The sequence below is a fragment of the Nocardioides gansuensis genome (genome assembly GCF_003076135.1).
Lineage (GTDB): Bacteria > Actinomycetota > Actinomycetes > Propionibacteriales > Nocardioidaceae > Nocardioides > Nocardioides gansuensis.
Genome location: NZ_QDGZ01000011.1, coordinates 90859 through 106829, shown reverse-complemented (window position 1 = coordinate 106829; position 15971 = coordinate 90859). Strand labels below are relative to the sequence as shown.

10 protein-coding genes are annotated in these 15971 nt (G+C 71.6%); 1 reads left to right on the top strand and 9 read right to left on the bottom strand.

From position 1 onward, the window contains the following. Nucleotides 1-10 precede the first annotated feature (10 nt). The 9 genes from DDE18_RS20675 to DDE18_RS20635 form a co-directional block, all read right to left on the bottom strand. A complete protein-coding gene (locus DDE18_RS20675; protein ID WP_116574190.1) occupies nucleotides 11-2020 on the bottom strand; it encodes an ATP-dependent DNA helicase in 2010 nt (669 codons plus the stop codon). Nucleotides 2021-2130: 110 nt separating this feature from the next. Then, nucleotides 2131-4401: a protein translocase subunit SecD gene (gene secD, locus DDE18_RS20670; protein WP_116574189.1), complete on the bottom strand. Its 2271-nt coding sequence runs from the start codon at nucleotides 4399-4401 to the stop codon at nucleotides 2131-2133. Nucleotides 4402-4451: 50 nt separating this feature from the next. Continuing rightward, a complete protein-coding gene (locus tag DDE18_RS20665; RefSeq protein ID WP_116574187.1) occupies nucleotides 4452-5411 on the bottom strand; it encodes a sugar phosphate isomerase/epimerase family protein in 960 nt (319 codons plus the stop codon). 43 nt (nucleotides 5412-5454) lie between these two features. Next, nucleotides 5455-6462, bottom strand: coding sequence for a sugar phosphate isomerase/epimerase family protein (locus DDE18_RS20660; RefSeq protein ID WP_116574185.1), 1008 nt, complete (start codon nucleotides 6460-6462; stop codon nucleotides 5455-5457). 49 nt (nucleotides 6463-6511) lie between these two features. Further along, nucleotides 6512-7699 carry a Gfo/Idh/MocA family protein gene (locus tag DDE18_RS20655; protein WP_116574182.1) on the bottom strand — a complete coding sequence of 396 codons (1188 nt, stop codon included), beginning with the start codon at nucleotides 7697-7699 and terminating at the stop codon, nucleotides 6512-6514. A 34-nt stretch (nucleotides 7700-7733) separates the two neighbouring features. Next, nucleotides 7734-8786, bottom strand: a complete 1053-nt coding sequence (locus DDE18_RS20650) for a substrate-binding domain-containing protein (protein ID WP_116574180.1) — start codon at nucleotides 8784-8786, stop codon at nucleotides 7734-7736. A gap of 26 nt (nucleotides 8787-8812) precedes the next feature. Next, entirely contained in the window at nucleotides 8813-9844 is a 1032-nt protein-coding gene (locus tag DDE18_RS20645; RefSeq protein ID WP_116574178.1) for an ABC transporter permease, read from the bottom strand. Next, nucleotides 9841-11361: a sugar ABC transporter ATP-binding protein gene (locus tag DDE18_RS20640; RefSeq protein WP_211754664.1), complete on the bottom strand. Its 1521-nt coding sequence runs from the start codon at nucleotides 11359-11361 to the stop codon at nucleotides 9841-9843. Before DDE18_RS20640 ends, DDE18_RS20645 begins: the two co-directional genes overlap by 4 nt. A 222-nt stretch (nucleotides 11362-11583) precedes the next feature. Beyond that, nucleotides 11584-12792, bottom strand: a complete 1209-nt coding sequence (locus DDE18_RS20635) for an ROK family transcriptional regulator (protein ID WP_211754663.1) — start codon at nucleotides 12790-12792, stop codon at nucleotides 11584-11586. A gap of 299 nt (nucleotides 12793-13091) precedes the next feature. On the opposite strand from DDE18_RS20635, the gene DDE18_RS20630 reads away from it, so the two are divergent. Continuing rightward, a complete protein-coding gene (locus DDE18_RS20630) occupies nucleotides 13092-15956 on the top strand; it encodes a PQQ-dependent sugar dehydrogenase (protein WP_116574176.1) in 2865 nt (954 codons plus the stop codon). The last annotated feature ends 15 nt before the right edge of the window (nucleotides 15957-15971 follow it).

Here is a 15971-nt window from a genome sequence, read left to right as displayed (position 1 = left end):
CAGCAGCCCCTCAGCCGGCGGCGAGCCGGGCGAGCGCCTTGCGGACGACGGCCGGGTCGGTGGTGGTCCACATCGGCGGCAGCGACGCCTTGAGGAAGCCGCCGTAGCGGGCGGTGGCGAGGCGGGGGTCGAGCACGGCGACGACGCCGCGGTCGCTGGTCGTGCGGATCAGCCGCCCGGCGCCCTGGGCGAGCAGAAGGGCGGCGTGCGTGGCCGCGACCTGCATGAAGCCGTTGCCGCCGGCGCGGTCAGCTGCCCGCTGCCGCGCCGACATCAGCGGGTCGTCGGGCCGCGGGAACGGGATGCGGTCGATGAGCACGAGCTGGCAGGTCTCGCCGGGCACGTCGAGCCCCTGCCACAGGGAGAGCGTGCCGAACAGGCAGGTGTGGGGGTCCTCGACGAACTGGCGGGCCAGCTCGGGGAGCTGGGCGTCGCCCTGCGCGAGCGTCGTGAGGTGCGGCAGCCGGGTGCGGACGACCTCGGCGGCCTGCTCGGCGGCCCGGCGCGAGGAGAACAGCCCCAGCGTGCGGCCCTCCAGCGCGTCGACCAGCTCGCAGATCTCGTCGAGCTGGGCCGGGCCGAGGCCGTCGCGGCCGGGCGGCGGGAGGTGGCGGGCGACGTAGAGGATCGCCTGCTGGCCGTAGTCGAACGGCGACCCGACGTCGAGGCCGCGCCACGGCAGGACGCCGTCGTCATCGGGGGAGGCGGCGACCGGGCCGGACTCGACGACCCGCTCCGCCGGCTTCAGCCCCACGCTCGTCGCGACCGAGGAGAAGTCGCCGCCGAGCATCAGCGTCGCGCTGGTGAAGACGACCGTCTTGTCGGTGAGCAGCTTGTCGCGCACCTGGCCCCAGACCTGGAGCGGCGCGACGTGCAGCCGGGCCGGGATGCGGTCGCGGGCCTCCGACAGCCACAGCACGTCGGCCTCGGAGCGCGCCGCCATCCGCTCGGCGGTGGTGAAGACGTCCTGCACCATGCCCTTGGCCTGCGTGCGCCCGGCATCAGCCGCGGAGTCGGACGACTCCCGCGGCCACGCCGACAGCACCGCGCGGGCGGAGTCGCGCACCAGCGCCAGCGCGGCGGCCAGCTGGTCGGACAGGGTGTCGAGCCGGCCTTCCGCCGTCGCGGCGACGGCGTCGGCGAGCGCGTCGGCGGCCGAGGCGAGGTCGCCCCCCGGGTCGCCGGTCGTCGACTCGGGCAGCTGGCGGATCGCCCGCCTGGCCGCGCGCTCGACGTCGGCGACGGACAGCTCGTCGGTCGCCGCCTGGGTGACCCGGGCCGTCAGCTCGTGCGCCTCGTCGATCACGACCACGTCGTAGTCGGGGATCATCGGCACGCCCTCGATCGCGTCGATCGCGAGCAGCGAGTGGTTGGTGACGATCAGGTGCGAGCGCTGCGCCTTCTCGCGCGCCAGCTCCGCGAAGCACTCCTGCCCGAAGGGACACTTCGCGGCCCCGAGGCACTCCCGATGGCTCACGCTCACCTGCCGCCACTCGCGGTCGGTGTGGCGCGGCGCGTTGTCGCGCTCACCGGAACCCTTGCCCTCGGCCTCCTCCTCCGCCCAGGCGCGCAGCTCGAGCACCTTCTCGGCCATCGACCCCGTCGGCACGTCGACGAGCGTGCCCTGGTCGTCGGGGACGCCCTCGCGGATGCGGTGGAGGCAGGCATAGTTGCTGCGGCCCTTCAGCACGGCATACGACGTGTCGAGGCGGTCGCCCACCGCCGACACCAGCCTCGGGATGTCCCGCTCCACCAGCTGGTGCTGCAGCGCGAGCGTGGCCGTGGCGACCACGACGCGGCGGTCCTGCAGCAGCGCGGGCACGAGATAGCCCAGTGACTTGCCGGTGCCGGTGCCGGCCTGGACGAGCAGGTGCTCCCCCGACTCCATCGCCGCGGCCACCGCCTCGGCCATCGCGACCTGCCCCGCGCGCTCCTGCCCGCCGAGCGCGGTCACCGCGTCGGCGAGCACCTCACGGACGCCTCCGGGCGGAGCTGCGGTGGAAGGCGGGTCGGACGGCACCCGAGAACCCTAGACGTCCGCGCCGACATCGCGGCGTACGGCCTCCACAGGCCGTGGTCTCGTCACGTCCCGCTCGTGCCTCGCGGGGCTACTCGACCACCGAGGGGCGACTAGATGACCGCGCCGGAGTCCTCCGGGTCGCGCGCGACCTTGACCTTCGCCGCCCGGGAGAGCGGCCAGCGCTCCTGGAGGTAGGTGACCAGCGGGGTCGCGGTGAAGACCGAGGAGTAGGTGCCGACGACCAGGCCGATCAGCAGCGCGATCGCGAAGTCCTGCAGCGAGTCGCCACCGAGCGCCGCGAGCGCGGCCAGGATGAACATCGCGCCGAGGCCGGTGTTGACCGTGCGCGGCATGGTCTCGACGGCCGCCTGGTTGGCCAGCTCGTTGAAGGTCTGGTCCGGCGACGAGCCCGTCCACCGCTCGCGGACCCGGTCGAACACGACGACGGTGTCGTTGACGGACAGACCGATGATCGTCATCGCGGCGGCCAGGAAGATGCCGTCGATCGGCTTGTCCAGCCAGGCGAAGACGCCGGTCACGATCACGACGTCGTGGAACATCGTGACCACTGCCGAGAGGCCGAAGGTCCACTTGAAGCGAACCGCGAGGTAGAGCATCTGCACCAGCAGCGCGATCGCGAACGCGATCAGCGCCTTGTCGCGCAGCTCCTGGCCGAAGGACGCGCCGATCTCCTCGTCGCGCTCCGTCGTCGCACCGTTGCCCGCCTCGGCGATGGCCGCCTCGATGGTGTCGGCGTCCTCCTCGGTGAGCTCGCCGGTGCGGACCGAGATCTTGTCGTCGTCGGCCTCCTGCACGGTGGCCTCCGGGAAGCCGGCGTCGGCCACGGCATCCCGCGCCTCGTCGGCGGTGAGCGGCTGCGTGGTGGAGTACTCCAGCACTCGGCCACCCGTGAACTCGACGCCCAGGTTGAGCCCCTTGCCGAAGATGCCGCCGAGCGCCGCGATCAGCGCGATGACGGACACCGCGAGCCAGAGGCCGCGGCGGCCCATGATGTCGGGGGTGTGCTCCTCGAGGTAGGTGCGCACGCGGCCGACCGAGCCGATGCCGGTGAAGCCCGGGTGGCGCGACATCCAGCGGCTGGAGACGCCGATCTCGGTGAGCACCCGCGCGATGACCAGCGCCGAGACCATCGACGCGACGACACCGATGGACAGCGTGACACCGAAGCCCTTGATCGGGCCGGAGCCGAGCAGGAAGAGCAGCGCCGCCGCCAGCAGGGTCGTGACGTTGGAGTCGATGATCGCGCTCCACGCCTTGTTGAAGCCGACGGAAAGGGCGCGCCGCAGGCCCGCAGACGGAAACGCGGCGTACTCCTCCCTCGCCCGCTCGAAGACCAGCACGTTGGCGTCGATCGCGAGGCCGATGGCGAGCACGAAGCCGGCGAGGCCGGGCAGCGTCAGCGTCGAGCCGAGGCCGACGAGCATCGCATAGGCGAGGAGGGAGTACGACGACAGCGCGAGCGTGGCGAGCAGGCCGACCCAGCGGTAGACGAACGCGATGAAGAGGCCGGTCAGCATGATGCCGATGAGGGCGGCCTTCCAGGACGCCTCGATGGCCGCCGCGCCGAGCGTCGGGCCGACCGTGCGGCGCTCGATGACCTCGACGGGCAGCGGCAGCGCGCCACCCTCGATCAGCACCGCGAGGTCCGTCGCGGAGTCCATCGTGAAGTCACCCGTGATCGAGGTGGAGCCGGTGATCGAGCCGCCACACGGCACGTTGACGTCGGGGCTGGAGATGACGTCGCCGTCGAGCACGATCGCGATGCGCCCGGGCGCGCCCTCCTTGCAGGCGGCGTCCGCGGAGAGCTTCCCGAAGGCCCTGGAGCCCTCGCCGGAGAAGTCGACGTCGACCCGCCAGTCCACGCTCTGCGCGTCGGGCGCCGTCGCCGTGGCACCGGTGATGTCGGCGCCCTCGAGCTTGGGCGGCGCCAGCTCGAGCGGCAGGCCGTCCTCGTCGACGTAGATCGCGCCGTTCTTGGTCGTCGGCTTGGCCGCCTCGGACGCGGCCTGCGCGACCACGGGATGCACGGTCAGCTGGGCCGTCTTGCCGATCGTCTCGACGGCCTCGTCCGGGTCCTGCACGTCGGGCAGCTCGACGAGGATGCGGTTCTCGCCGGCGCGGGTGAGCGTGGGCTCGGAGATGCCGAGCGCGTCGACGCGGCCGCGGATGACCTCGAGGGCCTTGTCGGTGTTCTCGGCGTTCGCCTCCACGCCCGCTGGCGAGTCGTGCGCCTCCAGGGTGATCTGCGTGCCGCCGCGCAGGTCCAGGCCCAGGCGCGGCTCCTTGTTCACCGCGAGGGCGACGCAACCAGCGAGGAGGCCGAGGACCAACAGCAGCCGGACGAGAGCACCGCGTGACATGGGCGCCATACTCCCCCACCCATGGTGACGATCGTTAACCGGCGGGCCGCTCAGAAGCGCAGGGCGCGCAGGTAGTCCCAGCCGACCTGGGCGGTCTGGAGCGGGCTCACGTCGGGGCTGTCGTTCTCGACGATGTACTCCTCCACCTGGTGGGCGGCGAAGACCTTCTCGAAGTCGATGAACCCGGCGCCCAGGTCGGCCATGTCGCCGCCCGCGGCGTGGCGGTCCTTGACGTGGTACTGCCGCACCTGCTGCGGCGCGGTGAGGATCGTCTCGACGGCGAAGTCGATGGCCTCGGCGTCGGTCAGCCCCCGGTTCACCCCGCCGGTGACGGCCCAGTAGATGTCGATCTCCAGGTGCACCAGCGCCGGGTCGAGCTCGGTGGTGAGCACGTCCCACGGGGTCACCCCGCCGCCGAGGTCGGTCGTGTACTCGTGCGCGTGGTTGTGGTAGCCGTAGGCCAGTCCGTAGGGCCGGGCCGCCGCGGCCTCGGCGTTCATCTGCTCGGCCCACCGCTGCCAGGCCGACAGCGAGCCGGAGCTGAGGAACGGCACCACGATGAACCGCTGGCCCAGGGTCGCGGCGTTCTCCAGCTTCTGCGTCAGCGCGGCGGGCGAGCTGGCGATCCCGTCGTGCGACGACGACGCGCGGATGCCCAGCTCGTCGTAGAACGCCCGCAGCTCTGCCGCGGTCCGGCCGAAGTAGCCGAGCGCCTGCTCCACGCGGGGATAACCCATACCGGCGATCGCCTGCAGGGTGTCGTCATAGCCCGCGTTGCCACCGGGCCAGCCGAGCGCGGACCGCACCGTCCACAGCTGGATGCTGATCCGACCCGGCGGCACCCGGCGTACGGCGCTCGCGGCGGCGTGGGCGGGAGCCGCACCCGCGCTGCCGGCCACCGCCAGCCCGGCAACCCCCGCGAGCGCGCCGGCGAACAGCGACCGCCGGCTCAGGCCGCGCTCCGCGAGCGAGCGGCGCAGGGCACCCTCGCCGTCGTACCCGTAACACATGGCGTCTCCTCCTGGTCGGAATGGTCCGGAATGGTCGCGATCGTCAGTCGGTGCTGCTGAAGGCGGCGTCGAACGCCGCCTCCGGGGCGTCGAAGGCATGGGCCCTCACGAACTCCAGGGCCTCGGGGGCACCGCGCAGGCGGTCCATGCCCGCGTCCTCCCACTCGACCGAGATCGGCCCGTCGTAGCCGATCGCGTTGAGCATCCGGAAGCACTGCTCCCAGGGCACGTCGCCGTGGCCGGTGGACACGAAGTCCCAGCCGCGCCGCGGGTCCGCCCACGGCAGGTGCGAGGAGAGCCGCCCGTTGCGGCCGTTGCCCAGCTGCTTCTTCGTGTCCTTGCAGTCCACGTGGTAGATCCGGTCACGGAAGTCCCACAGGAACGCCACCGGGTCGAGGTCCTGCCAGACCATGTGGCTGGGGTCCCAGTTGAGGCCGAACGCATCGCGGTGGCCGATCGCCTCGAGGGTGGCGACCGTCGTCCAGTAGTCGTAGGCGATCTCGGACGGGTGCACCTCGTGGGCGAACCGCACACCGCACTCGTCGAAGACGTCGAGGATCGGATGCCACCGGTCGGCGAAGTCGCGGTAGCCCGCCTCCACCATCTCGGCCGTCGCCGGCGGAAACATCGCGACGTACTTCCAGATCGAGGAGCCGGTGAACCCCACGACGGTCCGTACGCCGAGGCGCTGGGCCGCGCGCGCCGTCATCTTCATCTCCTCGGCCGCCCGCTGCCGCACGCCCTCCGGGTCGCCGTCGCCCCAGATCCGGTCGGGCAGGATGCCGCGGTGGCGCTCGTCGATCGGGTCGTCGCAGACGGCCTGGCCCTTGAGGTGGTTGGAGATCGCCCACACCTGGAGGCCGTGCTGCTCCAGCAGGTCGAGCTTCGACTTCACGTAGGAGTCGTCCTCGGCGGCCTGCCACACGTCGAGGTGGTCGCCCCAGCAGGCGATCTCCAGCCCGTCGTAGCCCCACCCCGCGGCGAGCTCGCACACCTCCTCGAAGGGCAGGTCCGCCCACTGGCCGGTGAAGAGCGTGATCGGGCGCGTCATTGTCAGTCCCTTTCGTGTGGGGTGCCGTACGCCGAGGCTGCTGGGCCGCTCATGCGGAGACCGCCTGCCAGGCGCGGGTGTCGGAGCTGGTCTCGACGGCGGCCAGCACCCGCTGGACCTGCAGGCCGTCGGCGAAGGTGGGGCTGGGGTCGACACCGTCTGCGATCGCCTGGACGAGGTCCACGACCTGGTGGGTGAAGCCGTGCTCGTAGCCCAGTCCGTGGCCCGGCGGCCACCACGCCCCGACCCACGGGTGCCCGGGCTCGGTGACCACGATGCGCCGGAAGCCACCCTCCAGGTCGTCGATCGTGGCGTCGTGGAAGTGCAGGACGTTCATGTCCTCGAAGTCGAACGCCAGGCTGCCCTGCGAGCCGTTGACCTCGATCCGGATCGCGTTCTTGCGGCCGGTGGCGAACCGGGTGGCCTCGAAGACGCCGAGGGCGCCGCCCGCGAACCGGGCGATGAAGGCGGCCGCGTCGTCGACGGTGACCGGCCCCCGCTCGACGGTCGCGGTGTCGGCGACCGTGGCGGAGAGGCCCCGTGTCCTCTCCGCCAAGGGGCGCTCCTTGACGAACGTGTCGAGCTGGCCGCTCACCTCGCGGATCGGGTCGCCGAGGATGTGCTGGGTCAGGTCGACGACGTGGGCGCCGATGTCGCCCAACGCCCCCGAGCCGGCCTTGGCCTTGTCGAGCCGCCACGAGAGCGGGATCTCGGGGTCGGCCAGCCAGTCCTGGAGGTACTGCGCCCGGACGTGCCGGATCTCGCCCAGCCGGCCCTCGGCCACCAGCCGCCGGGCCAGCGCGATGGCGGGCACCCGGCGGTAGGTGAACCCCACCATCGCCCGGACCCCCCGCCCGGCCGCCTCCTGCGCCGCCTCCGCCATCGCCTCGGCCTCCTCCACGGAGTTGGCCAGCGGCTTCTCGCACAGCACGTGCTTGCCGGCGGCCAGGGCCGCGATGGCGATCTCGGCGTGGGTGTCGCCCGGGGTGCAGATGTCGACCAGGTCGATGTCGTCGCGCTCGACGACCCGTCGCCAGTCGGTCTCGGACTCCTCCCAGCCCAGCGTCGCCGCCGCTTCCGCGACCCGCCGTGCGTCCCGTCCGCACACCGCGGTCATCCGGGGCCGCAGCGGCAGGTCGAAGAAGTGCGGTGCGGTGCGCCAGGCCTGGGAATGGACCGCCCCCATGAAGGCGTAGCCGATCATGCCCACGGACAGGGTGGGTGTGTGCTCGGTCATCTGACCTCGATCCGTCGTCGCGGGTGGTTGGCTGTCAGGACTCGAAGCCCAGGTCGTAGTACTCCTCCACGTTGTCTGCGGTCACGACCGGCGCGTTGAGCACGATCCGGCGCGGCACCTCGACCTGGACGAGGTCGGAGATGCCCTTGCCCTGGGCGATGAGCCGGGCGAGGCGGATGCCGTCGGCAGCCTGCGTCGGCGGGTAGAGGACGGTGGCCTCCATCTCCCCGTCGCGGATCCAGTCCATGGCGTTGCGCGAGCCGGCACCGCCGATGAAGAAGAACTCGTCGCGCTCGGCGTTGTCGAACGCCGCCTTGACGCCCACGCCCTGGTCGTCGTCGTGGTTCCAGATGATGTCGATGTGGTCCTCGGCCTGCAGCAGGTTGGAGGCCTGCTCCTCGCCGGACTCCACGGTGAACTCGGCCGCTACCCGGTTGTCGACCTCCTGGTCGCAGGCCTCGAGCGCGTCCTTGAACCCGTCGGAGCGGTCCTGCGTGAGCGGGAGGCTGTCGAGGCCGGCGATCTCGGCGATCACCGGGTCGGCGATGTTGTTCTCCTCGATGAGCTGGCAGGCGTAGGTGCCGGCGGAGACACCCATCCCGTAGTTGTCGCCGAGGATCGTGGTGCGGGCGGCGAACGGCGAGCTGAACTCCCGGTCGACGTTGACCACCGGGATGCCTGCCTCCATGGCCTCGATCGCGACGTCGGTGAGAGCAGCGCCGTCGGTGGGCAGCAGCACGATCGCGTCGACGCCGTTGTTGATGAACGTCTCGACCTGGGCGATCTGCTGGCTGGGGTCGTTGGTGCCCTCGGCGACCTGCAGGTCGATGTCCTCGTACTTCTCCGCCTCCTCCTGGGCGCTGCTGTTGATGGCCGCGAGCCAGCCGTGGTCGGCCGCTGGGCCGGAGAAGCCGATGGTCACGGTCTCGCCGGCCTCGTCGTTGTCGCTGACCGCGGTCGCCCGGTCCTCGTCTCCGGAGTTGTCGACGGTGTTGCCGGTGCAACCGGTGAGGACCAGGCCTGCGGTGGCGACGGCGACGATGCTGGCCTGGAGCCGGCGGCGGCGCGGGAGTGAACGTGCGGACATGGGGTGTCTCCTCAGGGTTGCGTCGTCTAGGACGAGGTGGAGCGGTTGGCGAAGCGCTGCTGCAGGAGGACCGCGAGGACGATGATCACGCCCTTGGCGACCGACTGAGCCGAGCTGGAGAGGTTGTTCTGGGTGAAGACGTTGGACAGCGTCGTGAAGATGAGGACGCCGAAGACGGTGCCGACGATCGTGCCCCGGCCGCCGCTGAGCAGGGTGCCGCCGATGACGACCGCGGCGATCGCGTCGAGCTCGTAGAGCCCGCCGTGCGTGCTGGAGCCTGTCGTCGTGCGGGCGGTGATCATGAGCGCAGCGATGCCACAGCACAGCCCCACCACGACGTAGAGCATCAGGGTGTGGCGGCGGACGTCGATGCCGGCGAGGCGCGCGGCCTCGGGGTTGCCGCCGACGGCGGAGGTACGCCGGCCGAACGTCGTGCGGTTGAACACGACCCAGCCGACGGCTGCGACGGCGACGAAGATCCACACCAGCACCGGCACGCCGAGGAGGTCACCGCGGAAGAAGTCGGCGAACTCGTTCACGGTCACCAGCTGGGTGCGGCGCTGGGCGAGGATCTCGGCCAACCCGCGGGCACTAGCGAGCATGGCCAGCGTGGCGATGAACGGCACCACGCCGCCGTACGCGACCAGCAGGCCGTTGACCAGGCCGCACCCGACGCCGACGAGGAGCGCAGTGGAGACCATCATGATCCAGTGCGTGTCCTCCGCCAGCTGCTGGGTGGCGAGCGTGGTGCACCACACGCTGGACAGCGCGACGATCGCGCCGACGGAGAGGTCGATGCCGCCGCCGGTGATCACGAACGTCATGCCGATGCTCACCACGCCGATCACGCTGGCCAGGCGGAGGATCGTCATCATGTTGTCCACGCTGGCGAACCGGTCGCCGGCGGTCGCGACGCCGACCACGCACAGGATGACGAGTGCGAGCACCAGGCCCAGGTTGCGGCCTGCACTCGTGTGCAGCACGGCCAGGCGCCCCGTCTCCTGCGCGGTCTCCTCGGCGGCCTGCTCGACCCTCGTGGTGTCGGACAGCTCGGTCATGCGACTTTCCCTTCCATGACGAGGTCGAGGACCCGGGCTTCGTCGAGGTCGGCGGCCGGGGCCTCGTGGACGACGTGTCCCTCGCGAACGACGAGCACACGGTCGGCGAGCCCCAGCACCTCCTCGACTTCGCTCGAGACGACGACCACCGCGACTCCGGCGTCGGCCAGTCCGCGGATCAGTTGGTAGATCTCGCTCCGGGCGCCGACATCGACGCCGCGGGTGGGCTCGTCCAGGAGGAGCACCTTGCAGTCGCGCAGCAGCCACCGCGCCAGGACGACCTTCTGCTGGTTGCCGCCCGACAGGGTGCGGACGGCTCGCTCCACGCCCTTGGGACGTACGTCGAGCGACTCGGTCAGCTCGCGGGCGCGACTCTTCTCCGCCGCCCGGTCTAGCCAGCCGGCCTTCGCGAACCGGCTCATGCTGGAGACCGTGATGTTGCTGTAGACGGCCTCGTCGAGCAGCAGGCCCTGGCTCTTGCGCTCCTCGGGCGCGAGCCCGATGCCGGCCCGCACCGCTTGCGCGACGCTGCCTCGCCGGAGGGTCCGGCCGCTGACGGTGACGGTGCCGCTGCTGGCCGGGCGCGCGCCGTAGATCGTCTCGATGATCTCGGAGCGTCCGGCGCCGACGAGGCCCGCCAGGCCCACGATCTCGCCGGCGTGCACGGTCAGGTCGACACCTTCGAAGACGCCCCTGAGGGCGAGGCCGCGGACCTCGAGGACTGCCTCGCTGCGCGGGCGCTCGGTGCGTGGCGGGAAGACGTACTCGATCGAGCGGCCGGTCATCAGCTTGATCAGCTCCGAGGTCGGGGTGTCCCCGACCTCGAGGCCGGTGGCGACCGTGCGGCCGTCCTTCAGCACCGTGATGCGGTCTCCGATCTGGCGGATCTCCTCCAGCCGGTGGGAGATGTAGACGACCGCCACGCCCTCGGAGGTGAGGTCCCGGATGACCCGGAAGAGGTTGTCGACCTCTCCCTGGTCGAGCACCGCCGAGGGCTCGTCGAGGATCAGCAACCTGGTGTCGTGGGAGAGCGCGCGGGCGATGCTGACCATCTGCTGCGCGGCCGGCGAGAGGTCGCGGACCGGCCGGGTGGGGCTGATCTCCGGGTGGCCGAGGCGCTTGAGCAGCTCCCGAGTGCGCCTGTTGGTGAGACCGCGCTGCGTGAAGCCAGCCTTCGCCGGCTCGTGGCCGAGGAAGACGTTCTCCGCGACGCTCAGGTCGGGGACCAGGTCGAGCTCCTGGTAGATCGTGGAGATGCCGAGCCGCATCGCCTTGACGGGCGTGGTGAGCTCCACCTCCTCGCCGTCCCAGGCGATCGTGCCGCCGTCGGGCTGGTAGGCGGCGCTCAGGACCTTGATCAGCGTGGACTTCCCGGCGCCGTTCTGCCCGAGGAGGCAGTGCACCTCGCCGGCCCGGACGTCGAGGTCGACACCGTCGAGCGCGCGGACGCCGGGGAAGCTCTTGCCGATGCCCTGCATGCGCAACAGCTCGGCCCCGGCCGAATGCTCGTCTGCCATGGGTCCTCCAGGTCGTGACCGTGGTCACGGATTGATCAGTGCTGCCTCAAAGTAGGGCCCGCCCTCACGCCTTCACAAGAGGTTGGCGGCATATTTCTCAAAGTTCGAGTCACACTTTGCAAAGTTCGCGAACAAAGTTCAGGCCACGACCCTGCCCGCGAGGGAGCGCGCACGACTACGGGGCAGGCGCGTCGGGGCGGGAGACTCCGGCCGGCAGTGGGCTCAGGACCGGTCGCCGTCGAACGGTGCGTAGACCGAGCTGCTGATCAGGCGGGCGGCGCCGATGACGCCGCCGTCGTCGCCCAGCTCGCTGAGCACGATGGGCAGGTTGCCGGTGGCGAGCGGCAGCGAACGGCGGTAGGTAACGCCACGGACCTCGGCGAGCAGGGCGTGGCCCAGTCCGGTCACGCGGCCGCCGATGACGATCAGGCTGGGGTTGAAGAACGACACCAGGCTGGCCAGCACCTGGCCTACCCGGTGGCCACAGTCCCGGATCAGCTGTACGGCCTGGGCATCACCCCGCGAGACCGCGATCGCGATGTCCGCAGCCGTCAGCTCGCCCTTCTGCTCCAGTAGATCGGCCAGCACGGGGCTGCGGCCCGAGCGCGCGGCAGCGAGCGCGTCGCGGGCCAGAGCCGCGCCGCCCGAGAAGGCCTCGAGGCAGCCCACGTTGCCGCACGCGCAGGTGGGACCGAAGTCCTCGACCCGGATGTGGCCGATGTCGCCGGCACACCCGTCGACGCCCCGGTAGAGCTCGCCGTCGACGACGATGCCGCAGCCGATGCCGGTGCCGATCTTGACGTAGAGGAAGTCCCGGGCAGCCTTGGCCACTCCCGCGTGCTGCTCGCCCACCGCCAGCACGTTGACGTCGTTGTCGAGCACGACGGGGCAGCCGAGCTCACGCGCCACGGCGTCGCGGACCGGGTAGCCGTCCCACCCCGGCATGATCGGCGGCGAGACCGAGACGCCACGGTGGAAGTCGACCGGCCCGGGGACTCCGATGCCCGCGCCCAGCGGCTGCTCCACGCCGCACTCGGCCATCACCGCACGGGCCTCCTCGAGCGCCGTCGCGAGCACGATCTCCGGGCCCTGCCGGATGTCGCAGTCCCTGGAGCGGATGGCCAGCACGGCCAGGCGCCCGTCGGTGAGGCCGACCGACATGCCGGTCGCCCCGATCGAGATGCCGAGGAACCTGATGTCGGGTGCAAGGTCGACGAGCGTCGAGCGGCGCCCGCCCCGGGACGCTGCCTGCCCTGCCTCCTGGGCCAGGCCGAGCTCGCTGAGGCGGGTGACCTCGGCCGCGATCGTGGTCCGCGAGACTCCCAGCCGGTCGGCGAGCTGCACGCGCGAGAGCGGCCCCTCGTCACGTAGCAGCGCGAGGACACGGGCCTGCATCGGGCTCTCGGCCCGGCCGGCGAGGGAGTGAAGCACGCCGCGATCTTCGCACGCCGGAGACGTGTCGTTCGGCGAGGGCGTCGACACGCCTAGGCCGGTCATCTGTCCACGTGGACACCCACGTCGTACGACGCGGCGACATGGGTGCCGTCGAGAGGGAGCGTGACCGCCGTGGTCCGGAACGCGGGCGGGACTGCGCCGCCCCGTCCGCGCAGGCCAGCTTCGGGCGGCGAGCAGGGCTGACCGCCCGAAACTTGCGAAGACTCCATTGACACTTTCGCAAGTTTCCGACGAAAGTGTCCTGCACCCCTCCTGTTTGCTGCGAAAGGCACGTCATGCCTGCGTTCCCGCCTACCCGCCTGGGGCTCGCTCTTGCCCTCACGGCCGGCCTGCTCTTCCCCCTCACGCTCACCGCGCCTGCCTCGGCGGAGGACCCGCCGCCGGACAGCCGCTTCGACCAGGTCACCCTGGCGTTCGGCCCCAGCTCGGCGGGCGAGTCGATCGCTCTCGCCGTCCTCCCCGACGGGCGTGCCCTGCACACCTCGCGCGACGGCCGCCTGTTCCTCAGCGAGGAAGGCGTCGGCACCACGCTGGCCGGGCAGATCCCCGTCTACCGGCATGACGAGGAGGGCCTGCAGGGCATCGCCGTCGCCCCCGACTTCACCACCTCGCGCTGGGTCTACGTCATGTACGCACCCGAGATGCCCGGCGTACCCGCCGACGACCCGGCCACCCCGGGGGTGAACGAGGGCGACGCTCCTACCGACGGCACGGCCGCCGACTTCGCGCCGTACGAGGGCAAGACCCTGGTGTCCCGCTTCCGCCTCGAGGGCGACACCCTCGACCTGGGCAGCGAGCAGGTCATCCTCGAGATCGCCGCGGACCGCGGCCTGTGCTGCCACGTCGGCGGCGACCTGCTCTTCGACGAGGCAGGCAATCTGCTGATCTCCACGGGCGACGACACCAACCCGTTCGAGTCCGACGGCTACACCCCGATCGACGAGCGCCCCACCCGGAACCCCGGCTTCGACGCCCAGCGCACCGCGAGCAACACCAACGACCTGCGCGGCAAGGTGCTCCGCATCCACCCCGAGCCGGACGGCAGCTACACGATCCCGGCCGGGAACCTCTTCGGCCCGGGCGGCACCTATCCCGACGCCGACCCGACCAAGGTGCGCCCGGAGATCTACGCCATGGGCTTCCGCAACCCGTTCCGGATGGGCCTCGACCCCGAGACGGGCTGGCTCTACGTCGGTGAGTACGGCCCCGACGCCGCCACGGCGGACGCGAACCGCGGGCCGGGCGGCAACGTCGAGGTCCTGCAGATCCGGCACCCCGGCAACTACGGCTGGCCCTACTGCGCGGGACCGAACCTGCCCTACCGCGACTACGACTTCGCGACCGGCACGTCGGGCCCGGCCTTCGACTGCGCCAACCCGGTCAACGACTCCCCGCGCAACACCGGCCTGCGCGAGCTGCCGCCCGCCCTGACCCCCTGGATCTGGTACGACGGCGGCACCGTCCACTACAACGGCAACTCGACCGACGAGTTCGGCACCGGCTCGGAGTCGCCCATGGCCGGTCCGGTCTACCGCTACGACCCCGACCTGGTCTCGGACGTGAAGTTCCCGGCCTACTTCGACGGGCACTTCTTCCTCGGTGAGTGGGGCCGCGGCTGGATCAAGGAGATCACCGTCGGCGCCCAGGGCGAGCCGGCCGCAATCCGCCCCTTCTTCGACACCGCCACCATCGCGGCGCCGATGGACTTCGAGTTCGGCCCCGACGGCTCCCTCTACGTCCTCGACTACGGCAGCGCGAGCTACGGCGGCATGTACGCCGGCGGCAGCCCGGACGCGGCGCTCTACAAGATCAACTACGTCGAGGGCTCCCGGACCCCGAGCGCACGGGCATCTGCGACGCCGACCGACGGCCTGGCGCCGCTGACCGTCCAGTTCTCCAGCGCCGGCACCACCGACCCCGACGGGGACGCGCTCACCTACGCCTGGGACTTCGACGCCGACGGCACGACCGACAGCACCGCGGCCAACGCGACGCACGTCTACCGCACCAACGGCGAGTTCGTGGCCAAGCTGACGGTGACGGACACCGCAGGCAAGTCGGCGACCGCGTCGGCAACCGTCGTGGTCGGCAACCAGCGGCCCTCGGTGGAGCTACTGCTCCCGGAGGACGGTGGAGTGTTCGACTACGGCGACCGGCTGTCCTTCCGGGTGCGCGTGAGCGACCCACAGGACGGCCAGATCGACTGCGCACGGGTCCGGGTGGACACCGCGCTCGGCCACAACGAGCACGCCCACGGCGACCAGAGCTTCACCGGCTGCTCGGGCACGTTCACCGTGCCGACGGCCTGGGAGCCGGACACCCAGTCCAGCTTCGTCGCGGTCACCGCCACCTACACCGACAACGGCGGTGCGGAGGGCGCCCCGGCCCTCACCGGCGCCGACAGCGCGGTCCTCCAGCCGCGGGTGAAGCAGGCCGAGCACTTCTCCGCCCAGTCCGGCGTGGCCGTGGTGGACATCAGCGATCCCGCCGGCGGTGGCGGCCGCGCGATCGGCCAGCTAGAGGACGGCGACCACGCGTCGTACCGCCCGGTGAACCTGACGGGCATCGACCGCCTCGGCCTGCGGGTCTCCCCCGGCCCCCAGGGCGGCCGGGTCGAGGTGCGCCTCGACGCATCCGACGGGCCGCTGGTCGGCTCCGCGACCGTGCCGGGCTCGCTGACCGACGCCAGCTGGCGCACCGTGCAGGTCCCCGTGGACGACCCGGGCGGCACCCACACGCTGCACCTGGTGTTCCGCAACCCGCTGGTCCCGCCCAACCCGGTGGCGCCCTCGAGCATGATGCGGGTGAACTTCATCGAGTTCGTCGGGATCGGCCTGCCGGCGGACACCGCTCCGCCCACCATCACCGGGCTCACGCCCGAGGACGGCTCGGCCACGTCCAGCCGACAGCCCACCATCGGCGCCACGGTGCAGGACGCCTTCTCCGGCGTGACGGCCGCCGGCATCGCGCTGTACGTCGACGGGCGTGAGGTCGCGATCCAGCACGACCCGGCGACCGGCCGGGTCAGCCACACGCCGCCGAAGCGGCTCGCGACCGGCCAGCACACCGTCCGGATCGTCGCCGAGGACGCCGCCGGCAACGCGGCCAGCCGGTCGTGGACGTTCACGGTGACCCGATGATCCCCGCCGTACCCT